General features: G+C 35.3%; 16 protein-coding genes and 1 pseudogene. 7 read left to right on the forward strand and 10 right to left on the reverse strand.

Features of this window, described 5'->3' with window-relative positions; genetic code table 11:
* Nucleotides 1–9: 9 nt before the first annotated feature.
* Both AAC084_RS13310 and AAC084_RS13315 read left to right on the forward strand, forming a co-directional pair.
* Entirely contained in the window at nucleotides 10–2,202 is a 2,193-nt protein-coding gene (locus tag AAC084_RS13310; RefSeq protein ID WP_339840699.1) for a transferrin receptor-like dimerization domain-containing protein, read from the forward strand.
* 7 nt (nucleotides 2,203–2,209) lie between these two features.
* Nucleotides 2,210–2,437: a DUF2007 domain-containing protein gene (locus AAC084_RS13315; RefSeq protein WP_339840700.1), complete on the forward strand. Its 228-nt coding sequence runs from the start codon at nucleotides 2,210–2,212 to the stop codon at nucleotides 2,435–2,437.
* A gap of 51 nt (nucleotides 2,438–2,488) precedes the next feature.
* Here the strand turns inward: AAC084_RS13315 and AAC084_RS13320 are convergent, their stop codons facing one another.
* The gene (locus AAC084_RS13320) at nucleotides 2,489–3,427 is read right to left on the reverse strand and encodes a DUF1080 domain-containing protein (protein ID WP_339840701.1); all 939 of its coding nucleotides are present in this window, start codon (nucleotides 3,425–3,427) and stop codon (nucleotides 2,489–2,491) included.
* A 198-nt stretch (nucleotides 3,428–3,625) separates the two neighbouring features.
* Between AAC084_RS13320 and AAC084_RS13325 the strand changes: the two genes are divergently transcribed.
* Nucleotides 3,626–7,021, forward strand: coding sequence for a HEAT repeat domain-containing protein (locus AAC084_RS13325; RefSeq protein WP_339840703.1), 3,396 nt, complete (start codon nucleotides 3,626–3,628; stop codon nucleotides 7,019–7,021).
* 32 nt (nucleotides 7,022–7,053) lie between these two features.
* On the opposite strand, the gene AAC084_RS13330 is transcribed toward AAC084_RS13325, so the two are convergent.
* Together AAC084_RS13330 and mnmA are read right to left on the reverse strand one after the other, a co-directional pair.
* On the reverse strand, nucleotides 7,054–7,995 hold the full coding sequence (locus tag AAC084_RS13330; protein WP_339840704.1) for a nitronate monooxygenase: 942 nt from the start codon (nucleotides 7,993–7,995) through the stop codon (nucleotides 7,054–7,056).
* A 67-nt stretch (nucleotides 7,996–8,062) separates the two neighbouring features.
* Entirely contained in the window at nucleotides 8,063–9,253 is a 1,191-nt protein-coding gene (gene mnmA, locus AAC084_RS13335; RefSeq protein WP_339840705.1) for a tRNA 2-thiouridine(34) synthase MnmA, read from the reverse strand.
* Nucleotides 9,254–9,594: 341 nt separating this feature from the next.
* Here mnmA and AAC084_RS13340 point away from each other — a divergent pair, with 341 nt between their 5' ends.
* Both AAC084_RS13340 and AAC084_RS13345 read left to right on the forward strand, forming a co-directional pair.
* Nucleotides 9,595–11,208 carry a fasciclin domain-containing protein gene (locus AAC084_RS13340; RefSeq protein ID WP_339840706.1) on the forward strand — a complete coding sequence of 538 codons (1,614 nt, stop codon included), beginning with the start codon at nucleotides 9,595–9,597 and terminating at the stop codon, nucleotides 11,206–11,208.
* A gap of 18 nt (nucleotides 11,209–11,226) precedes the next feature.
* Nucleotides 11,227–11,466: pseudogene (locus tag AAC084_RS13345) on the forward strand (fasciclin domain-containing protein); the annotation flags it as partial.
* A gap of 355 nt (nucleotides 11,467–11,821) precedes the next feature.
* On the opposite strand, the gene yidC reads toward AAC084_RS13345, so the two are convergent.
* The 3 genes from yidC to AAC084_RS13360 form a co-directional block, all read right to left on the reverse strand.
* Nucleotides 11,822–13,675: a membrane protein insertase YidC gene (yidC, locus tag AAC084_RS13350; RefSeq protein ID WP_339840707.1), complete on the reverse strand. Its 1,854-nt coding sequence runs from the start codon at nucleotides 13,673–13,675 to the stop codon at nucleotides 11,822–11,824.
* Nucleotides 13,676–13,743: 68 nt separating this feature from the next.
* Nucleotides 13,744–15,381, reverse strand: a complete 1,638-nt coding sequence (locus tag AAC084_RS13355) for a CTP synthase (RefSeq protein WP_339840708.1) — start codon at nucleotides 15,379–15,381, stop codon at nucleotides 13,744–13,746.
* Between the two features lie 50 nt (nucleotides 15,382–15,431).
* Complete coding sequence (locus AAC084_RS13360; protein WP_339840709.1) at nucleotides 15,432–15,674, reverse strand: DUF3820 family protein; 243 nt, start codon at nucleotides 15,672–15,674, stop codon at nucleotides 15,432–15,434.
* Between the two features lie 49 nt (nucleotides 15,675–15,723).
* Here AAC084_RS13360 and AAC084_RS13365 point away from each other — a divergent pair, with 49 nt between their 5' ends.
* Complete coding sequence (locus AAC084_RS13365) at nucleotides 15,724–16,593, forward strand: TIM barrel protein (RefSeq protein WP_339840710.1); 870 nt, start codon at nucleotides 15,724–15,726, stop codon at nucleotides 16,591–16,593.
* A gap of 75 nt (nucleotides 16,594–16,668) precedes the next feature.
* Here the strand turns inward: AAC084_RS13365 and AAC084_RS13370 are convergent, their stop codons facing one another.
* The 4 genes from AAC084_RS13370 to guaA are packed head-to-tail and all read right to left on the reverse strand — an operon-like array spanning nucleotide 16,669 to nucleotide 21,316.
* Nucleotides 16,669–17,202, reverse strand: coding sequence for a DUF922 domain-containing protein (locus AAC084_RS13370; RefSeq protein WP_339840711.1), 534 nt, complete (start codon nucleotides 17,200–17,202; stop codon nucleotides 16,669–16,671).
* On the reverse strand, nucleotides 17,190–17,594 hold the full coding sequence (locus tag AAC084_RS13375) for an OsmC family protein (RefSeq protein WP_339840712.1): 405 nt from the start codon (nucleotides 17,592–17,594) through the stop codon (nucleotides 17,190–17,192). Before AAC084_RS13375 ends, AAC084_RS13370 begins: the two co-directional genes overlap by 13 nt.
* 1 nt (nucleotide 17,595) lies before the next feature.
* The gene (locus AAC084_RS13380) at nucleotides 17,596–19,782 is read right to left on the reverse strand and encodes a LysM peptidoglycan-binding domain-containing protein (RefSeq protein WP_339840713.1); all 2,187 of its coding nucleotides are present in this window, start codon (nucleotides 19,780–19,782) and stop codon (nucleotides 17,596–17,598) included.
* A 1-nt stretch (nucleotide 19,783) separates the two neighbouring features.
* Nucleotides 19,784–21,316, reverse strand: a complete 1,533-nt coding sequence (gene guaA, locus AAC084_RS13385) for a glutamine-hydrolyzing GMP synthase (RefSeq protein ID WP_339840714.1) — start codon at nucleotides 21,314–21,316, stop codon at nucleotides 19,784–19,786.
* A gap of 76 nt (nucleotides 21,317–21,392) precedes the next feature.
* Here guaA and AAC084_RS13390 point away from each other — a divergent pair, with 76 nt between their 5' ends.
* Entirely contained in the window at nucleotides 21,393–22,118 is a 726-nt protein-coding gene (locus AAC084_RS13390; RefSeq protein ID WP_339840715.1) for an SIMPL domain-containing protein, read from the forward strand.
* The last annotated feature ends 367 nt before the right edge of the window (nucleotides 22,119–22,485 follow it).

Genomic DNA, 22,485 nt, shown 5'->3' on the forward strand with positions numbered 1-22,485 from the left:
TTTAACACTATGAAACAAATTCTAACTACTCTATTCTTAATTACATTTCTCACGGGTTTTTCTCAAAATTCGATTATTGGATTTTCTACGGAAAATGCCAACAAACAACTTCAACTAGAAAAAAGTTTTGAAGAAAAATTAAATGCCACCAACCTAGATCAATGGATGCAAAAAATGGCTGCAGAGCCTCATTGGGTTGGCACAGAATTTGGCGAGAAAAATGCTAAATGGATTCAAAGTCAATTCAAGTCATGGGGTTATGACACAAAAATTGAAACCTATCACATTTTATTTCCATATCCGAAAGAAAGAATCTTAGAACTAACAGGACCTACACAGTATACTGCAAAATTAACCGCAGTTCCTGTAGAGGGAGATCCTTTTACTGCTCAAGGTGATGCACTTTTACCTAGCTACAATGCATTTTCAACAGATGGTGATGTAGAAGCCGAACTGGTATTTGTTAATTATGGTATCCCTAAAGACTATGAAGAATTAGAAAAACTTGGTATAAGCGTAAAAGGAAAAATTGTTATTGCTAAATATCAAGGTTCATGGAGAGGTATTAAACCAAAGTTAGCTGCAGAAAAGGGAGCCATAGGTTGTATCATTTATTCAGATCCTGAAGACGATGGTTACGGTCAAGGTGATGTTTACCCAAAAGGAGCTTACAAAAACAAAACAGGCGTTCAGAGAGGTTCTGTAATGGATATGCCTACTTATCCTGGTGATGTATTAACGCCTGGTTATGGTGCTACCAAAGACGCAAAGCGGTTAGATAGAAAAGATGCTCCGACTATTACAAAAATTCCTGTATTGCCTATTTCTTACGAAGATGCCCTACCCCTTTTATCAGCTTTAGATGGTACAGTAGCGCCAGAATCATGGCGAGGAGGATTACCAATAACTTATCATATTGGCCCAGGACCTGCAAAAGTACATTTGAAACTTACTTTCGATTGGAAACTTGTTCCTGCACATAATGTTATTGCTACCTTAAAAGGAAGTGAATTGCCTGATCAATGGGTTATGCGCGGAAATCACCACGATGCATGGGTACATGGTGCAAATGACCCAATTAGCGGTCTTGTAGCGCTTATGGAAGAAGCACGTGCCATTGGCGAATTGGCTAAGAAAGGCCAAAAACCAAAACGAACAATTGTATTTTGTGCTTGGGATGCTGAAGAACCTGGTCTAATTGGTTCTACAGAATGGGTTGAAGATCATAAAAAAGAATTGCAAGAAAAAGTGGTTGCTTACATAAACACTGATGGTAACGGTCGCGGATTTTTAGGTGCAGGTGGTTCACATTCCTTACAAGCAATGGTCAGTGAAGTTGCAGGTGCCGTAACCGACCCACAAACTAAGGTATCGGTAAAGGAACGAAGAATTGCAGCTAACATGGTTAATGGTGGAGAAGACTCTTTTGAATTATATGCTTTAGGTTCTGGTTCAGATTATACTCCTTTTATACAGCACGCAGGTATTGCAGCTTTAAATTTAGGTTTTGGTGGTGAAAATGGTGGTGGTGAATATCACACTATTTATGATACTTACCCTCATTATAAAAGATTTAAAGATCCTGAATTTGCATATGGTGTAGCATTAGCAAATACTGCGGGACTTATTACATTACGTTTGGCTAATGCAGATGTAATTCCACTAAATTTCACGCAATGGCATTCTACCGTTTCAGGCTATTTAACAGAAATCATCGATGAAACGGAGAGTATGCGAAAAGCTGTTATTAAGCATAACAAAATGGTAGCTAACAACTCATTTCAATTAGCAGCTGACCCTACTAAAAAGATTAAAAGTCCTTCAAAAAAAGAAATAATTCCATTTATTGACTTTTCTCCGTTACAAAATGAAATGGTTCTACTTGATGAAACTATTACTGAATTCGAGAAAAAGAATACATCAGCACTTACAAGCAAAATAAAAACTGAGCTTAATAAAAAGCTAATGAAAGCTGAACAAATGTTAACTTCAGAAAAAGGATTGCCTAGAAGACCTTGGTTCAAACATCAAATTTATGCTCCAGGATTTTATACTGGTTACGGCGTAAAAACATTACCAGGAGTTAGAGAAGCTATTGAGCAAAAAGATTGGAAAGAAGCACAAGAACAAATTGAAATATTAACAAATACCCTCAAGAATTTCAATTTATTTATAAAAGAAATGAATGCGAGTATTAAATAAAAAAAATATGGATTCAAAATACAAAAAGGTATTTGGCGGCAATAGTATTGAAGCCCACCGAGTTGAACTTACGCTAAAGGATAATAATATTGAACCTATTCTTAAAGATGAAAGTGAATCGTCTCGCTTGGCAGGTTTTGGAACTCCTCTACCAGATCTTATTCAAATTTTCGTTCATGAAGACGAAGAGGTAAAGGCCTTAGCATTAATAACCCAATTAAATTGGGATGAATAAAAACAAAAAAAGCCTCCTTAAAAGGAGGCTTTTTAATTACTATCTATTTCTCTATCCTTTGGATAATGGTGTTATTTCTAATTTCTTAAATTCAACCGCACCATGGTCACCTTGAATCATAATCGGGCCAGCTTCTGCCTCATTGTTATCTAAAGCACCGCCTGTCATCGAATCGATATTCTGGTTCGATATTACAGTTTTCCCATTAGCAATAATTGTTACTCGCCTACCAATTAATGTAATATCAAAGGTTTGCCACTCCCCTGCCTTCATTGCAGCATTTTCATTAGGGGTAAGTAGACCATAGATTCCACCAAAATATATAGAAGAAGGTTCTAAACCTATATTATCAGCTATTTGTACTTCATAACGCCCTCTTAAATACAGACCACTATTACTTCCTTCTGGATAACGAAATTCTGCATGTAACTTAAAATCCTTAAATTTTTCTTCTGATACTAAGTTAACTCCTGGTTTTGCACTAGTCAATATACCATCAAATACAGCCCATTGGTTGCCGGGTTTCATAGTCCATCCTTTTAAATTTTTGCCATTAAAAAGCTCTATTGTTTTACCCTCTTTTGGATTTGTGTAATAAGGTAGTATTGGTGATTTTGTCGCTGTCCAGTTATAAGTTTTACCATCAACATAAATCATGGTTCCTTCTAGTCTGTCGCCAACAATCTTGCCTTCAAATTCCATATTTGAAGCACCTGGTTCCCACTGCGGTGGTATTGTAAATGAAAATAAATCTCCATGTTTTTCAACTTCTGCAACAGGTCTAGCACTACCGAATGCATAAGTAAACCTACCAATTAAAGTGTTTGTACCAGAATGTCTAATTTCTAACCAAGACGGTAATTTCTCTCCTTCTTGATCAATAGTTAAATTCCATTTTCCCTCTAAAGGATGACCCTCTTGGGCTGCCATAACATTTACATTAAGAATGGTAAGAAAAAGAAGAACCAAAACTGTTTTTATTATATTCATTTTATTTAGATGTTTGATATACTTTCAAATATAAAGGAAGTTTTAAAATACTGTTTCCACTCACGTCACAAATATTTTGAATATCAGAAAAAACTCATATTGGAGTTATGATGTTAATAATTAAACCGACACTGATTTTCATTATTGATTAATTACAATAATCCTTACATTTAAAGTTCAATCCAACTTGATTTTAAAATGACATCATTTCAAAAGTTTCTACTAGGTATTCTCACCATAGGCCTTTTAACTTTATCCTGCGAACAAAAAAAACCAATTGAAATTCCTATAACCATTCAACAAGATAGTACCGAGCTACTTGAAATGGCAAAATTAGCTCGCGAAAGCATTTCAGCAAAAGTAGCTGACGGATTAAAATTAAGCCTCTGGGCATCAGACTCTTTAGCTCCTGACCCTATAGCAATGGATATTGATGATGAAGGTAATATTTACATTACACGTTCTAATAGAAATAAAAACTCCGAATTCGATATTCGTGGCCATCGAGATTGGATGACCGAATCTATAGCGTTAGAATCTGTAGAAGAAAGAAGGGCTTTTCTACACAAAACTTTTGCCCCTGAATTAAGTAAAGAGAATGAATGGTTCCCAGATTTAAACAATGATAGCATTCATGATTGGCATGATCTAACAGTTGAACAAGATGAAGTTTGGATGTTAGAGGATACTGATAAAGATGGTATAGCCGATATCTCTACCCAAATAATGAATGATTTTAATGATGAAATCAATGACCAAGCAGGAGCACTATTAGTTCGAGATGAAGATATTTTTGTAGGTATTGGCCCGGGCATGTATCGCCTCACTGATACTAATGGTGACAAAATATTAGATACAAAAACAAGTATTGCGACTGGTTTTGCAGTACACATCGGTTTTAGCGGTCATGGCATGTCTGGAGCAATCGAAGGACCAGACGGTAAAATTTACTGGGGTATCGGTGATATTGGGGCAAATATTACCACAATAGATGGTGAAAATCATAAATACCCGAATGAAGGAGTTATTGTAAGAAGTAATCCTGATGGCTCTAACTTTGAAGTATTTGCACACGGACTTCGAAACACTCATGAGTTTGTATTTGATGCCTTTGGAAATATTATTTCGTCTGATAATGATGGTGACCATAAAGGAGAAAGTGAAAGACTAGTGCATATTGTTGAGGGGTCTGATGCTGGATGGCGCGCCAATTGGCAATATGGAAAATATACTGACCCAAAGAATAATGGTTATAATGTTTGGATGGATGAAAAACTTTTCATTCCTCGTTGGGAAGGACAAGCGGCATATATCATGCCTCCAATTCAAAATTTTCATAACGGCCCTACGGGAATGAGGTATAACCCAGGAACTGCATTAGGCAAAAAATGGATGGATAAATTCTTTTTGGTAGAATTTGTTGGTGACCCTAGCCGTTCACACATTTGGTCATTTGATTTAAAACCTAAAGGAGCATCTTTTGAATTGAATACTGATGAATCGATTTTATCAGGAGTATTACCCACAGGAATCGATTTTGGTCCTGATGGTGCTTTATACCTTGCCGACTGGGTAAATGGTTGGGGAAGTAAAAATTATGGTAGGGTTTGGAAGTTAGACGTAACAGAAGAAACTAATGACCTAGCACAAGAGCGATTGGAAACCCAAAGATTAATGATCCATAATTACAAAGATGATGAAAATGATAATTTGGTAAAGCTTTTAAGCTACGGCGATATGAGAATACGTCAAAAAGCGCAATTTGAATTAGCTAAGAGAACCTTTTGGGGCTACCGCGCATTAAAAGATGTTCTTAAGAACGACGAAAATCAATTCGCTCGTATTCATGCTATTTGGGGTATTGGGCAAATTGCCGCGAATGATAAAGATGATGCAAAGCCATTACTTGAGGTATTAAATGATAGCGATCCCGAAATTATAGCGCAAAGCGCAAAGGTTTTGGGTGATTTGAGATATGAAGCAGCGGCCGATACTTTAATTTCATTAACTACACATGAAAATGATAGAGTTAAATTCTTTGCAGCTCAAGCATTAGGTAGACTTAAATACGAAGAGGCCATTCAACCATTATTAGATATGATTGTTGCCAATGATGATAAAGATCTTTATTTAAGACACGCCGCTGTTTTGGCACTTTCTAGAATAGGTAAGGCAGAACCACTTTTAGCTCTTTCGAATAGTGAAAATAGGAGTTTACGACTTGCGGCGGTTTTAATATTAAGAAAGTTACAGGAACCGAAAATTTCAATCTTTTTATCAGATAAGGATGAATATATAGTTACGGAAACAGCAAGAGCCATTAATGATGACCTTTCTATTGAAGTTGCATTACCTGCATTGGCATCAATATTAAATAACGAATCATATACTTCAGAACCTCTTTTAAGACGTGCAATAAATGCTGCATTACGAGTAGGTGGCGAAAATGAATTGGACATGCTAATTAGTTTTGCAAAAAGGCCAACTGTTTCTAGTGATTTACGTGGTGAAGCTCTAGCTGCATTAGGTACTTGGAACAACCCTTCTCTTTTAGACCGAGTAGATGGCAGATATAGAGGTGAAATTATTAGAGAAGGTAATTTACTACAAAATAAAATTGGTAAAGATATTCCTGCGTTTCTTAGAGACCGCCAACCTGAAATTCTCATCGGTATTTCAAAAACCCTTAGCGCTATTGGTATAAGTACATATAATGATGAGTTGTATTACATATTTAAAACAAACAAATCACCAGATGTAAGAGCATCCGTTTTAAATACACTAGGTCAACTTAACTTTGATAAGATGGAAGCTGCTATGATTATCGGCATGCAAGATTCAAACGAACAAGTGAGGACTTCAGCTGTGGGACTATTAGGTCAATTAAATCTTCCAAAGGAAAAATTGCCTGCCATCGTCGGACCTATTTTCAAAAAGGGTTCCGTTTCTGAACAGCAAAGAATGTTGAATGTATTGGGCGATTTACCCGTAGAAAATAGCAATACCATTTTAGCTAGCCTTATTGACAAGGCAAGTAAAAATCAATTAGACCAAGGAATAATCTTAGATCTTATGGAATCTGTTAATGCGACCGATAATCCAAAATTAATCGCTCGATTAGACAAGCTTAAAAAGATAGGATATTCTGCAGATTCTTTCGAAGAAACTCTACACGGGGGTAGCTGGTGGGCTGGTAGAAGTGTTTTCAACAACAACCCCACTGCGCAATGTGTAAGATGTCACGTAGTAGGTGGTTCTGGTGGCGAAGTTGGCCCGGCATTAGATAATATTGCCAATGTTTTAGATAGAAAACAGTTATTAGAAGCTTTAATAGAACCTAGTAAGAGACTAGCTCCAGGCTATGGAACTGTTACTTTGACTTTAAAAGATGGTCAAAAAGTGCAGGGAGTATTGATTGAAAAACGTGCTAATGATATCTTATTAAGAACCTCTGAAGCTGAACCATTGGAGATTCCTTTAGGAAGAATCGCTAAACAAGAAAATTCAATGTCTGCTATGCCTGCTATGGGACGTATGATAACTAGAAGAGAATTAAGAGATTTAATTGAGTATCTAGGAAGTTTGAAAAATTAAAAAAATATCGATTTAATTCGAAGGATTTGAAACTACCAATTGCATAGTTCTTCTTTCGTTTTATTAAATTCCGAAACAATTTCTTTTATAATTTCACCAGCTGGTTTTATGTCATGTATCAATGCAGATACTTGACCTATTTCTAGCTCGCCTTCTTCTAAATCACCTAAAAACATCCCTTTTTTTGCTCTTCCTCGACCTAAAAGGGTTTTAAGTTCTTCAGATGTAGCACCCTGTGCATATGCGTTTTGAACTTCATGATAGAATTTATTTTTAATCAATCGAACAGGAGCTAATTCTTTCAAAGTCAAATGCGTATCACCTTCCTGTGCATCAACGACAATCTCTTTAAAATTTATGTGATTCGATGCCTCTTCACTTGCTACAAACCGACTACCGATCTGCACTCCTTCAGCCCCTAAAACCATTGCCGCTAACATTGCTTTACCTGTTGCAATACCACCTGCAGCAATTAACGGAATAGTAATTTTTTCTCGTACTGCCGGGATTAAAACCAAGGTAGTAGTTTCATCTCGCCCATTATGTCCGCCAGCTTCAAACCCCTCTGCTACTATAGCATCTACTCCAGCGTCTTGCGCTTTAATTGCAAATTTTAAACTACTAACTACGTGAACAACGATTATTCCTTTTTCCTTGAGGATGGATGTCCATGTTTTCGGATTTCCTGCTGAAGTAATAACAATTTTCACCTCCTCTTCAATAATAATATCCATCAACTTTTCAATATCAGGATATAACATCGGCACATTAACCGCAAAAGGATTAGTAGTAGCTTTTTTACATTTCTGAATATGTTCTCGCAAAACATCAGGGTACATGCTACCTGCACCAATAACTCCTAAACCCCCGTTATTGGAGACAGCGCTAGCCAATCGCCAACCACTGGTCCAGACCATTCCGCCTTGAACTATTGGAAATTCGATTTTGAAAAGCTCCGTAATTCTATTATGCATGAGAAAATATTATGTGACTAACTTTTAAAAATACTAAAAGAAGATTCTTTTAATCGTTTCCACTAATTTAAGAAATAACACCAGAACCAATAAGTTCGTCCTCTAAGTACCAAGCTACGAATTGACCTTCGGTAATTGCAGATTGCATTTCCTTAAAATCAACATACATTCCTCCATCTACTTTATATAGTGTTGCTTCTTGTAGTTCTTGACGATATCGAATACGTGCCTTTACATCTAACTTTTCATCAATATGTAAAGCTAAATCTTTGCGCACCCAATGTATTTCTTGCTCATTCACAAATAAGGTTCGTCTATACAAACCTGGGTGTGCCTTACCTTGACCGGTATAAATTATATTCTCGTTTACATCGGTGTCAATTACAAATAAGGGTTCTGTTGTACCACCTACATGTAAACCTTTACGTTGTCCTTTGGTAAAATAATGAGCGCCTTGATGTTCACCAACAACTTTACCATCGGTTAAATGGTAGACTGGTTTCTCAGCGTAAAATTCTAACTCAGAATTTTTATCCGCAAAAGTAGGTGTAGCTCTTTCGTATCTATCGAAAGCTGCAGGTACCTCAACAATTTTACCGGTTTTAGGTTTCAATTGTTGTTGTAAAAATTCTGGTAATCTTACCTTACCTATAAAACATAAGCCTTGAGAATCTTTTTTATCTGCCGTAATTAACTTCATTTTAGCCGCAATTTCCCTTACTTGTGGCTTAGTCAACTCCCCTATTGGGAATAATGTTTTTGACAATTGCTCTTGCGATAATTGACATAAAAAGTAAGATTGATCTTTATTGCCATCCTTACCTGCCAATAACTGGTATGTCTCTGTACCGTCAGTATTTTGTAAAATTCCTTTTCTACAATAATGACCTGTTGCTACATAATCCGCACCTAATTGCATTGCAATTTTCATAAAGACATCAAACTTTATCTCTCTATTACAAAGAACATCAGGGTTTGGGGTACGCCCCATTTCGTATTCCTTGAACATATAATCAACTATACGCTCTTTATACTCAGCACTTAAATCCACTGTTTGAAATGGAATACCCAATTTCTCAGCGACAATCAATGCATCATTACTGTCTTCTAACCACGGACATTCTTCTGATATCGTAACCGAATCATCGTGCCAATTCTTCATAAACAAGCCAATAACCTCATAACCTTGCTCTTTTAACAAGTATGCCGCTACGCTTGAATCTACTCCTCCAGAAAGTCCTAATACTACTTTTTTCATCTGATCTACTTCGTCGTAACAAAATTACAAAATTTCATTTCAGAAAGACTTTTATATAAGTAACAAGATTCCTAAAAAAGATGTGACTCTATTTGCATAAATATTTTGATAAAAATTACAATCTCTCTCTGAACCATATTTTTATTGTTAAACTTTTCTAAAATATTAATAAACAAAACTAAATACTAAAAATCCAAAAGCTATTATAAAATCAATACTTTAAAGCTATTAAACCTATAATATTAAATATTTAACTCCTGTTTTTTAACATATCATTAATTTTTTCAATTATTATTTTGTTTAGGTTTGATTAATAATTGTTAAACAATAAATCTAAAAAAATGAAAATTCTTGGTAAAATTCTAAAATCTACGGCATTAGTAATGCTTCTAATCTTTGCTGCATCATGTAGCGATGATGACAACGAAAATCCTGTAATTATCGAAGATGACGATAATATTGTTGAAGCAGCTCAAAAAACAAGTTCTTTAAGTTCTTTAGTTGCCGCTTTATCGAAAGCTGATGAAAGTGCAAACAATGACCTAATTGCTGCTTTAGGTAGTGAAGGTCCATTTACTGTTTTAGCTCCAACAAATGAAGCTTTTACAGATTTATTAGCCCGTTTGGATGGATTTGACTCTCTAGACGATTTTAACGATGAACAGCTACAAGATTTATTAGCGAATATTCTAACATATCATGTTGTACCCGGTGCAGCAGTAGGTTCTGTTGAATTAACAGAAGGACAATCAATTACTACATTACAAGGTGAATACCTAACTGTTAGCTTAACAGATGGTGTAACTTTTACAGATGCCGCTGGCGAAATAGCTACGGTAACTACAGCTGATGTAGAAACAGAAAATGGAATTGTACACATTATTGATAAGGTTTTAATTCCACAATCTGCTTTAGATGCCTTAAACGATGTATTGTTAGTGTCGATTACAGAATTGGCAGTATCGGTACCAAGCTTAAGTATTTTGGTAGACGCATTAGTTGCGGCTGAGGGAGACTTACCTACAGTTTTAGCAAATGATGGTCCGTTCACCGTATTTGCTCCTACAAACGAAGCATTTGAAGCATTTTTAATGGCTAATGATTTTAATAGTCTTGATGAGATTCCAACCGAGGTACTTACACAAGTATTACTTAACCATGTAGTAGCCGGTACAAACTTATCGACGGATTTGGCAACTGGTTACGTTTCTACACTTTCTACTGCAGGTGCTAACGATGCAAACCTGAGTATGTTCGTAAATATAGAAGACGGTGTAGTTTTAAATGGAACTTCTAATGTTACTGCTGCAGATAATAAGGCGATAAATGGTGTCGTACATATTGTTGATGCCGTAATTGGACTTCCAAATATTGTAGATCACGCAGTAGCTAACCCTAATTTGACATCTTTAGTTGGCGCATTAACTGCTGACAACAATACAACGTTCACTACCTTACTATCAGATTCAGAAACTGATTTCACTGTGTTTGCTCCTTTAAATTCTGCTTTTGACAATTTTACAAATCCTTCTGATAATGCCTTAAATACTATTTTGGCCAATCACGTTATTTCTGGTGCAGCCGCAAATGCAACAAGTCTTACAAACACGTATTTCAATACTGCAGCAACTAACGCAGATGGTGACAACTTAAGTATTTACGTAAATGTTGACGATGGAGTAAAATTAAATGGAATAAGCTCGGTAGCAGCAGCTGATATTGTTGCTACTAACGGAATCATTCACGCTGTAGATACAGTAATCGACTTACCAAGTGTAGTTACTTTTGCAACTGCAGACCCTAATTTTAGTTCACTCGTAGGAGCATTGACTGCTGAAGGGCAACCAGATTTCGTAAGTGTTTTGAGCACACCAAACGGGACCGACCCTACTCCATTTACAATATTTGCGCCTACTAACTCAGCATTTGCCAACTTAGCAGAAGTACCAAGCTGAGATGTATTAACTGCTGTTTTAAATCACCATGTTATCTCTGGAACTAATATTGTGTCTGGAGATTTAAGCAACGGATTAACCTCTCCTGCCACATTAGAAGGTGATACCTTAACTTTTACCATAGATGGTGACAACAACGTTACTATCACAGACGGTTCTGGCAATTCAGAAATTGGAATTATAGCTGTTGATGTTCAAGCTAACAATGGTGTAATACATGCCATTGACACAGTAATGATACCAAATACAAGTAATTAATTTAACCTAATTGATAATGTAGAAAAGTCGCATTTTAAAATTGCGGCTTTTTTTTATTTCAAAACAATCTACTAGAACAGATTTATCATCTGAAATGTTGAAGAATATAGAATTAATACTCAAATAATATTATTCAATTTTCGATCATATAAAAAAGTATTCCTTTCTTAACATCATCACAGGGTTATTTAGCATACAATATCTTCCCCTTGACAACTAAGTTTTTTTAAAACTTCAAATTATTTACATCTTTATCATCCCAAATCTTACCAAACCAATCCTTAATCAATGGCAAAAGCCCTTTCAAATTTGAAAGGGCTTTTCTTTTTATAAGTTGAAACCAAATGAAATACTATTATTTCTTCTTATTAGATTCTGCCTGTTCCATCATTTCACGCATCTTCTTCTGAAATTTATTTTCCTTCTTAGGTTTCTTTTTATTTTCCTGTATCTGGGCATGAATTTTATCATTATCCAAGATAAAATTCTTTATGACCAGCATTATACCAATAGTAATCATGTTAGAAACAAAGTAGTACAAACTCAAACCACTCGCATAGTTATTAAAGAAAAACAACATCATAAATGGCATTAAGTACATGATAAATTTCATGTTAGGCATACCTGGCTGTGTTGGCATATTCTGCCCCGTAGTCATCATCATATAGAAAAAGATAGCTATCGATGCTAATATTGGGAATAAACTAACGTGGTCACCATAGAAAGGAATTGAAAAACCTTCTGGGAATTGATAAATGGTATCGAAAGACGAAAGGTCATCTGCCCATAAAAATGATTTTTGACGTAGCGCAAAAGATGTTGGGAAAAACATGAATAGCGCATAAAATATAGGCATCTGTATTACCGCCGGTATACAACCACTCATGGGACTCACCCCTGCTTTACCATATAATTTCATGGTTTCTTGCTGCTTTTTCATTGCATTATCCTTGTACTTCTCGCCTAACTCGGTAATCTCAGGTTTCAACACCTTCATTTTAGCTTGAGACAAGTAAGACTTATACGTTACAGGAGACATTGCTAAACGAACCAAAATCGTCATAATAACAATGGCAATACCATAAGGAAAATAAGTGCTAATTAAAGAATAGAAAGGGGTAAATACATAACGGTTGATCCAACCGAAAATACCCCACCCAAAAGGAATAGAATCCACTAAACCTAAATCTTCATATTTTGAAAGTGTATCAACGTCTGTAGGGCCGAAATACCAATGTAAATCTTTAGAGATCTCTCCACCTTCCAATTCCAAAGGCAAAGAAGAAGCATATTCTTTTGTAAATCCGAAAGTTCTACTTTCTTCCTCAACCAAATTAACTGAGGTTAAATCACCACCTTTAAAAGGTTCGTCAGCGGCAAGTATACTACTGAAGAAATGCTGTCTGTAAGAAATCCATTTTATATCTTCTTCCGTTTCCTCATCGTCGCTACCTTCTGAAAGTTTGCTTATTTTATCATCTTCATGATTATACGTCAAACGTGTGTAACGATTCTCGTATTGAATACTTTTAGAATGACGTATTGCTTTTAAATTCCAGTCTAATTGAACTGGCTTGCTAGAACTTATTACATTATCCAAGCCTTTTGACTTAATCGTAAAATCAACCAAATAATCATTTGGCTTCATTTCATATCTATATTCAAGATATTGATTGTTTGCAGTTTTAGCCTTTAAAGAAAGAACTTGATTACCGTTATCATTGGTTAATGAAGGTTCAAAATATAAATCTTGAGTATTTAAAACGCGATTATCAGCCGTTGAAAAATCTAATCCGAAAGAGGCATTACCATCTTTTACTAAATAAACCGGAATAGAATCATAGGTAACGAATTTTTTCATCTTCGCCTCTATTATCTGTCCACCTTTGTTACTAATCTTTAAGAATAGTACATCGTTCTCTAATGTAGTAGTTGCATTTGATGGCTTAGTAAAACCAAATGCGCCCAATCTGCCTTGATAATTAGCTACTGCTGTAGAATCTTGTAAGTCTAACTGAGGAACATCATTGACTACAGTTTCTGTTTCTAAATTTTCAGATGTCTTAGCAACCTCAACCTGCTCTTGTTTTGCCTTTTCTGCCGCTAACTCTTCTGGAGTTAGTTGATTTTGGTAAAACATGAAGATCAGTATACCAAAAATAAGCACAAAGCCTATGATGGATTTAACATCAAATTTCTTTTCTTCCATGTGGTATTTCTATATTAATTGGGAATATTTGAATTTTAAGAAAGCAAATATATGCCCAAATATGAAGTTTATGCCATAGTGGCATTAGTTTGTGCCTTTTTATGTTCTAAAGCCGCCTTAACTAAACCAACAAATAATGGATGAGGATTAGCTACCGTACTCTTATACTCCGGATGATATTGTACACCAATAAACCAAGGGTGGTCTTTTAACTCTATTATTTCAACCAAATTAGTTTTTTTATTAAAACCTGTGGCAAGTAAACCAGCATTTTCTAATCGCTCTAAATAAGCATTATTAAATTCGTATCTATGACGATGACGTTCAGATATTTGCGTAGCACCATTGTACATTTTTTGAACTAAACTGCCTTCTTTCAATTCACAGTCCCAAGCTCCCAAACGCATGGTACCCCCTTTATCTGTAATATTTTTTTGCTCTTCCATGATACTGATTACAGGATCTGGAGTATTCTCATCCATCTCTGTAGAATTTGCTTCAGTAAGGCCTAAGACATTACGTGCGTATTCTATAACCGCCATTTGCATTCCTAAGCAAATACCCAAAAATGGTATTTTCATAACTCGTGCGTACTCAACAGCTTTTACTTTACCCTCAATACCACGCTCACCAAAACCAGGTGCGACTAAAATTGCATCTAAACCTTTTAATTTGTTTTCGTAATTTGAAGATGTAATGTACTCTGAATGCACAGATTTTACATTCACTTTAACTTCGTTAGTAGCACCTGCATGTATGAACGACTCTAAAATAGACTTATAAGAATCTTGTAATTCTACATATTTACCTACCAAACCAATAGTCACCTCATTCTTTGGGTTCTTATGCCTCGCAAGAAATTCGTTCCAACGGTCTAAATCAGGTTCAACAGTATTCGGCAATGCTAATTTTTGTAATGTAACCGTATCAAGTCCTTCTTCTTGCATTAAAAGAGGAACATCATAAATCGTAGATGCATCTATACTTTGTATAACCGCCTCGCGCTTTACATTACAGAACAATGCTAATTTATCCTTAATCTCATCAGATATCTCATGTTCTGTTCTACATACAAGAATATCGGCTTTTATTCCGCTCTCCATCAAAGTCTTAACAGAATGCTGTGTAGGTTTTGTTTTCAATTCACCTGCAGCAGAAAGATAAGGCACCAATGTTAAGTGTATAACTATGGCATTATTATCTCCTAATTCCCAAAGTAACTGTCGTACAGCTTCAATATAAGGTAGCGATTCAATATCCCCTACTGTACCACCTATTTCGGTGATAATAATATCATATTCACCACTATTACCTAGCAACTGAACACGTTCTTTTATTTCGTTAGTAATATGGGGAACCACTTGTACCGTTTTACCTAAAAACTCACCTCTACGTTCTTTTTCAATTACGCTTTGATAAATTCTACCGGTAGTAACATTGTTAGCCTGAGAAGTACGAACATTTAAAAATCGCTCGTAATGGCCTAAATCCAAATCGGTTTCTGCGCCGTCATCGGTCACATAACATTCACCATGTTCATACGGGTTAAGTGTTCCTGGATCCACATTTATATAGGGATCCAATTTTTGAATGGTAGTTTTGTAGCCGCGAGATTGCAGTAATTTCGCCAAGGATGCAGCAATAATGCCCTTTCCTAATGATGAAGTAACGCCTCCCGTAACGAAGATGTATTTGGTTTGTGCCATGTATAGAATTCTATGTTACGGGATACAAAGTTACAAATTGAGGTTAGAACTTAACGGGTTTCTTTAGGAAAATGTTTCTGTATTTTTCGAATTATGGATTCTAGACCATTTGTTCTGATTTCTAACGTAGATCGCAATAAATCTCCTAATTTACCATCAGGAAATCCTTTTTGTTGAAACCAAACCAAATAGGACTCCGGCAAATCTACCAAATACCTACCCTTGTATTTACCAAAAGGCATTCGGTAATGGGCTAATTCTATTAACTTTTGCCTATCGGGTTTTATTTCCATTTTTAAATCTAAAAAAAATTATCTTTAAGAATTCAACAACTCAATTAACATGAAAAGAAGAAATTTTATTGGGACTTCAGCAGCTGCCTCTGTCGGATTCTTAACCACTTCAGCTGCTACGGCAAACAATAAAAAGACAGAAACAGCAGATAAATTAAAGTACAATATTAATCATAGTGTTTGTTATTGGTGCTATGGAACCATCCCTTTTGAAGATTTTTTAAAAAATTTAGTGGAACTTGACATACGTTCTATCGATTTGGTAGGACCAGATGAATTTCCGCTTCTAAAAAAATATAACATTCACGCTTCTATGTGCTGGGGTGCGGGCATGGGAATTGAAAAAGGATGGAACGACCTCTCGTTACACGAAGAGTTAATTGCTGATTACGAGCGCGTAATACCATTGGTAGCCGAAGCAGGATATACTAACCTAATTTGTTTTAGTGGAAACAGAAATGGAATGGCTGATTTGGTAGGACTTAGAAATTGTGCAAAAGGACTAAAACAATTGATGCCTTTAGCCGAGAAACACGGAGTGGTTTTACAAATGGAACTTTTGAACAGTAAAATAAATCATAAGGATTATATGTGCGATACCTCTGAATGGGGTGTATCTCTTTGTGAAACTGTTGGTTCAGAAAACTTCAAATTATTATATGACATCTACCATATGCAGATTATGGAGGGAGATATTATTAGAAATATACAAGATTATCACCAATATTACGGTCACTATCATACAGGTGGAAACCCAGGAAGAAATGAAATTGATGAAACACAAGAAATTTTTTATCCAGCAGTAATGAAAACTATTTTAGAAACCGGATACACTGGCCATGTTGCCCAAGAATTCGTACCAAGTTGGGACGATAAATTGGCTGCTTTAAAACAAGGCATTACTATTTGTGATGTGTAGTTATCAATAGATTTAAAGTATAAAAAAGCACTTCTTAAAGAAGTGCTTTTTTAATTTACAGAACTAGACTAATCTCTACTCTATTAGTGCAGATTCAATATCACTTACCCATCTTTCTTGAACAGTTAAATTTCTAGAGTAATTAGTTTCTGAGTCGTATTTATTTTGAAAATCATTAAGCTGACGTAGTGTTGACTTATATATTTTACGAACTTCTGCCTTTACATTTTCAGTAAACTTTGCTTCAGCTAATTCTTTACGCATTTTACGGGCATATAGCTCAGTAATATCAAAATGTAACTGCTCATGTAATAAGGTTACTTCATTACAAACATCGGACCTATACCAAGAACGAGTAGGATAAAAATATGCGTAAACCTTATAATCGATAGTCAATTCATCATTTTCATAGAACGTCGAGAAATTATAACTGATTCCACTAGCTGTTGTTGCAGCAGCAGTTGAACCTATTGGCACTGCCCCTTTAAAATCATTCCATGTAAATCGAAACTCGGGCTCCCAAACAACTTCTTCTTGACTTTGAAGATTTGAAATGCTGAAAAGCACCGATAGAATAAGAATGAAATATGGTTTTTTTATAAATCCCAATTGTAAGTTATTACTTTTTCAATATCTGGATGTAAACTATAATGCACAGGGCAAGTATCTGCAGTATGTTTTAAAATCTTTCTATTCTTATCAGATACTTCTTTTGGCAAATGGAGCTCTACTTCTATTTTAGATATTCTTCTAGGTGAAGCAGCCATATGCTTAGTTATAGTAGCTGTAGTACCTTTTAGATCTACCTCTAATCCGTTTGCTTTTATCCCCATCATAGTTAACATACAACTCGCTAAACCAGTAGCAACCGTATCAGTAGGTGAAAATGCTTGTCCCAAGCCATTATTATCTACAGGAGCATCTGTCACAAATGAATCATTCGATTTAAGATGTACACATTCTGTTCTTAATTCCCCGTTATAAGTAACTTTTGATGTCATTTTATTCTAGTTCTTTAATTCTTAAATCATCCATCATCATTATATAAGATGCCTGATTATAATACCCAGCAACCCCTTTTCTCTCGTAATTGAACTTATTCCCATTGTACTCCGTTTCTCCAATAAATCTAGAAACATCAATTAAATCATTTTTATAGGCCAACTTCAACAACAAATCATAAGTAAGGTCAAAACCTCTAACCGCATATCGATCTGGATCATCACCAAAACGTTTTCTATAGCGCTCAACAAATGAATTATTAATTACTTGACGATTTACCGATGGATAGGTAAATTTCAAATTAGACAAATGTGTATTCGATATTACATCATTCTCAAATGCCGAATTCATATCTGTAGTAAACATTCGCACACTTACTTTATCCTTCCCTAATATTGGGTCAAAAGCAGTATTATTAAATGAATTCAAAATAGAAACAACACTTGCAATCAGTTTATAATTATCAGATTCAACAAATACCCAGTTAGGTACCTTATCAGATAGTAAGGTCTGTAACTTGTCTCTATTGATACCTACATTCTTTTCTTCCTCTTTTACAACAACAACTTTTGCATTAGGAAATCTTTTTAAAATAGCTTCTTTCCCGTTCTTGTTTTCTTCATCTGCAATTACCAATAATGTTTCTTCATTATGATTGGTTTCAACATAATCTAGCATATGTTTCCACAGCACTTCTTCATCTGTATATGAAAAGAATACATTATTTAAACTAATATCACTCTTGGCCGGCACAGGAGCCACTACAGGGACATTAAATTTAGCTGCCTGTACAGCAGTTTCTTTTAAAGAAGGCATATCTAACGGCCCAAAAACAGCACTATAACTGCTTAAATTTTCTCCTTGCAGTACTTGTTTTGTTCTTACCAGGTCTAGTTGATTATCGATAGTTTTCACATCAATTGAAACCCCTAAAGATTGTAATGAATCTATTGCTACGAGTGCACCTGAATAAAGACCTAAACTATACTTTAAACTATTTCTAGAATCGATAGTCTTTTCTGTGGCTTCTTTATCACTTAAATTCAATTTATCTAACCGAAAAGGCAACAAGAATAACACCTTTGGTACCATGGCAACATCAATACTATCTATCAAGTTCACTTTATCTAGTACTAAGGAATTTTTCACTTCAAAATCTCCCACTTTGTCTTTTGGTAATTTCAAAATCATGCCAGCTTTTAAACCGTCTTTCAAATCAGGATTCAACTGAACCAATTCTGCCCAGGTCATTCCAAATTTTCTAGTAAGCCTAAATTCATTCTGTTTCGGCTTAACTTCGTAAAAAATATAATTATCTGTATTAATTACTCCTGCTTCCACTTTCTGCTCAGGAATACGAATTACCATACCTTCTTTCAATCCACCACGTTCCGTAATTTCTGGATTCAAACGAACAATTTCATCTGATTTCACACCAAAGTCTTGTTCTAAACGATAAAAATTCATCTTAGCTGGTACTGTATATGAAGTATATAACTGTGTTACCTGATTCTGTACACTACTACCTGCAATTTTAGGCATCAACAATTCAAAACCTTCAGAAAGATAATTATTGGTTTTAGACAAACTAGGATTCAAGACCAACATACTATCAATGGTAATTCCGTATTTGTGAGCGATGCTCCACCTTGTTTCTTTTGGCGCTACAATATACTTCTCATAATCATCTTCATTCAACCCTACCTCTTCCTTTTTTAGAGCCCTATACTTAGGTATGCGCAATTCCATCTTCTTTTGTAATGGTGATGCATATAACTGTGTGTTATACTTTTTAAGCTCCTCTTCGGTAATTTTATATTGTTGGGTAATACCGAAAATTGTTTCCCTTTTCCTTACCCTATGTGAGGTATAACCTATGGGCTCTCTTGCTACGACTGAATCTTGAAGCACTTTTTTACCAAGACTCGAAACTGATGTTGTAGATTCCGCTGCAATTTTTTTACCTGGCACGACCAAAATAGTATTAGGTCTTAGTTTTTGACCTTCCTTTATTTCCTTATTATACTGAAGTATATTGGCAGGTGAAACTCCGTACATTTTAGAAATGCTTTCTAAAGTTTCTCCTGATTTCACTTGATGAGTATTAAACTTTTGGGCCATTGCAGTGCAAGAGACCAATAAGCAAAATGCCCAAATGATGTAAACTTGATTAAATATATATCTCATATTATTCCCATTCTATAGTTGCAGGAGGTTTTGAACTTATATCATATACGACACGATTTACTCCAGGGACTTTATTAATGATATCATTTGATGTTTTTTGTAAAAACTCATAGGGTAAATTCACCCAATCAGCTGTCATACCATCTGTACTTTCTACGGCTCTTAAAGCTACACATTTTTCATAGGTACGCTCGTCGCCCATTACCCCTACACTATTTACAGGAAGAAGCATTGCGCCTGCTTGCCATACCTTATCGTATAAATCCCATTTTTTTAACCCATCTATAAAAATAGCATCTACCTCTTGTAAAATCGCTACTTTTTCTCTGGTAATGTCTCCAAGAATTCTAATTGCCAAACCTGGCCCTGGGAACGGATGTCTACCTAACAATGCCTTATCAATACCTAAACTTGCCCCTACCCTTCTTACCTCATCTTTGAATAACATTTTTAAAGGCTCCACGACTTTTAATTTCATAAAATCGGGTAATCCACCAACATTATGGTGACTCTTTATTGTTTGTGATGGTCCACCTGTTGCTGATACAGATTCAATTACATCAGGATAAATTGTACCCTGTGCCAACCATTTTGCACCTTCTACTAAATGAGATTCATCATCAAAAACCTCTATAAACACTCGGCCAATAATCTTTCTTTTAGTTTCTGGATCACTCTCTCCTTCAAGTTCATCCAAAAAACGTGCCGAAGCATCAACGCCCTTCACATTAAGTCCCATTCCTTCATATTGCTTTAGAACATCGGTATATTCATTCTTTCGTAAAAGTCCGTTATTCACAAAAATACAATGAAGGTTTTTACCGATAGCTTTATGTAATAACACTGCTGCTACTGAAGAATCTACACCGCCAGACAAGCCTAATATTACCTTTTCATCTCCGATTTTCTCCTTCAATTCCGCTACTGTTTTATCAACAAAAGCGTCAGGAGTCCATGTTTGTTCCATCTTAGCAATATTCACCAAAAAGTTTTCTAAAACTTGTTTTCCATCTTTAGAATGGTAAACTTCTGGATGAAACTGAATAGCATATGTTTCTTCACCATCGAATTTAAAAGCTGCGTTTTCCACATCATGGGTGCTAGCTAATAATTTTGTATTTTCTGGAAGATGTTTTATTGTATCAGCATGGCTCATCCAAACTTGACTACCTAAACTTACATTAGCGAAAAATGGTTCGTTTTCTTTTACAAAACTAAGATTGGCACGACCATATTCCCTAGTATTAGATTTTTCTACACTACCACCATTGAAGTGCGCCAAATACTGTGCACCATAGCAAACACCAAGTAACGGTTTTTTACCTCGAATTTCTGATAAGTCTGGGTGTACCGCATCATCACCTCTTACGGATAAAGGAGATCCTGAAAGAATCACAGCTTTATACTCAGAAAGATCTTCTGGTAATTTATTATATGGTTTAATTTCAGAGAAAATATTCAGCTCACGTACACGTCTACCAATCAATTGAGTGTATTGTGAACCAAAATCTAGTATTAGGACTTTATTTTGCATGGGCAAAAATAGCAAATTGACGGTTCTTGAAAAGTATCTTTTAGTTATATTTAAATCGGATTTAAAAAAAATTTTAATGAAACAAGTAAGTGCAATTATTTTTGGCGCAGCTATTATCATCGCTGCCTATTTTTTAGGCAATGCTTATGTGCAGAGAGCGAGCCCACCTCAAATCATATCGGTTACCGGTTTGGGAAATGAAAATTTCACATCTGACCTTATTGTTTGGGATGGTCAATTTTCCACGAATAGTACGGTTTTAAAGACTGCTTTCGACCAGTTGAACAACGATAAAGAAATTGTCCGCCAGTATTTAGTATCAAAAGGAATTGATGCAACCAGTATTATTTTCAATAGTGTTCAGACCAATGAACTGCGTGATAACCAATATGAAAATGGCAATTATGTTGGAGACATTTTTCGTGGTTATCAACTAATACAAACACTCAATATTGAATCTGAAGATGTAGCTTTAATTGAAGGAGTATCTCGTGAAATTACAGAGCTATTAAATAAAGGTGTTCAATTTAATTCATCTCCGCCAAGATATTATTACACCAAATTGGCTGATTTGAAGATTGAAATGATATCAAAAGCTACAGAAGATGCTAGAATTCGTGCTGAAAAAATAGCCGAAAATGCAGGTAGTAATTTAGGTGATTTAGTTTCTGCCAATATGGGTGTATTTCAGATTACAGGTCAAAATTCTGGAGAAGATTATAGTTGGGGTGGCGCTTATAACACTTCTTCTAAAAATAAAACTGCATCTATTACAATGCGCCTAGAATATAAGGTGAAGTGATAGTGCTACTTTGATCAATAGGTTTTATTGATCTGGTAAAGAACAAAGTATACCACTACTTGCCTTTCTAAAAATTTTAATTTTAAAGTATAAAAAACAAAAGCCCGGGAATCACCCGGGCTTTCTATTCAAACAATTATTAAACCGAATACCTTAAAAAATCTTTTTCATAGCAATCTGTATTCAATAACTGAGTCGCTAAACTTTCAATAACCTTACAACTATGTTTTAAAAAAAGTAAAGCTCAGGAACCACCCTGAGCTTTCTACTAAATCAAAAACCAACTTTAAACCAAAAAATTGAACTAAGTCAATTCCTTTTTCATAGCTCTTTCCTATATAACAACCAGCTTATCTTTTACCCTACT

Source organism: uncultured Maribacter sp. (assembly GCF_963977385.1).
GTDB lineage: Bacteria > Bacteroidota > Bacteroidia > Flavobacteriales > Flavobacteriaceae > Maribacter.